The organism is Mycobacterium sp. NS-7484, assembly GCF_001953975.1.
GTDB lineage: Bacteria > Actinomycetota > Actinomycetes > Mycobacteriales > Mycobacteriaceae > Mycobacterium.
In genome coordinates, this window is record NZ_MBEJ01000075.1 from 1 (window position 1) to 1,323 (window position 1,323).

A 1,323-nucleotide genomic window follows, 5' to 3' on the forward strand; every position below is an offset into this window, starting at 1 on the left:
CCGCGTTGACTCATCAGGAATGCGCGTGAAACGGTGAATCGTTGCCTCATCGGAAGTGCGCGCGTAGGCCCAATGGATGGGGTTGACGTTGACACAGCGCAGAGCAATCCCCGAAGCGGCTGCGACCCGCTACCAGCTGGCAAGTAAACGCGGGAAGAGTCGGATTCTCGATGAGTTGTGTGCCAACACCGGCTGGCACCGAAACCATGCTCGCAGGGCGCTCAAAGCCGCGCTGCATCCGAAGGTCGTTGCTGCGCGTGGTCCTCGGCCTGTGAGGTATGGACCCGAGGTCATCGCGGCGTTGACTGTCTGCTGGACGGTGCTGGGGATGCCGGCCGGCAAACGGCTCGCACCCATGCTCGCAGAGCTCGTGGCGGTGCTACGCCACTTTCGGGAGCTGGTGATCAGCGACGAGACCGCCGCACTGCTGGTGTCGATGTCGGCGGCCACCATCGATCGCCGGCTGGCCGAGGAACGTGCCAAATACAAGATCAGAGGACGTGTGGGCACCAAGCCGGGGTCGTTGCTCAAAAGTCAGATCCCGGTGCGCACTTGGGCTCAATGGGATGACGCCGTGCCCGGGTTCGTAGAGATCGACACGGTCTTTCACGACGGCGGCAATCGTGGCGGGGGTCATGCCTTCACGCTGACGGTTACCGACATTGCCACCGGCTGGACCGAGAACCGCTCAGTACCCGACAGGACGGCTAAACAGATACTGGCTGCCCTCAATCACATCGCCGCCGCGATGCCGTTCCCGATCCTGGGCGTGGACTCCGACAACGGATCGGAATTCATCAACGACGACCTGCTGGCATGGTGCCAAGACCGCAGCATCACCTTCACTCGGTCACGGCCGGGCAACAAGAACGACGGCTGCCACGTTGAGCAGAAGAACTGGTCGGTTGTCCGTACCGTGGTCGGCTACTACCGCTACGACACCGCGTCAGAGTTGTTGCTACTCAACGAGATCTGGCAACTGCAGTCGAAGCTGACCAATTACTTCCACCCGCAGCAGAAACTGATATCCAAAGTCCGCACGGGAGCCAAGGTTTCCAGGAAACACGACAAGGCCACCACCCCGCTTCACCGCGCGGTCAACCACCCGAGCATGACCGTGGAGCGCATCGTGGCGATCAAGCGGACCTACTCGCTGATCAATCCAGCCGCCACCCAACGCCAAATCCAGGCGTTGACCACCCAGCTCTTCACCCTGGCCACCAGCAAAGCCACCGACGGCATCCCTACTCCAGTCACCAAGCGCGCACGTTCACGTGAGGCAACGAACCGCCCTTCGCGCGCATCTTGACATGAGGCAACTTG

The 1,323-nt window shown here is 61.6% G+C and carries 1 protein-coding gene; it reads left to right on the plus strand.

Features of this window, described 5'->3' with window-relative positions; all coding sequences use genetic code 11:
* Nucleotides 1-76: 76 nt before the first annotated feature.
* Complete coding sequence (locus A5733_RS13340; RefSeq protein WP_076240453.1) at nucleotides 77-1,309, plus strand: DDE-type integrase/transposase/recombinase; 1,233 nt, start codon at nucleotides 77-79, stop codon at nucleotides 1,307-1,309.
* Nucleotides 1,310-1,323 lie beyond the last annotated feature (14 nt).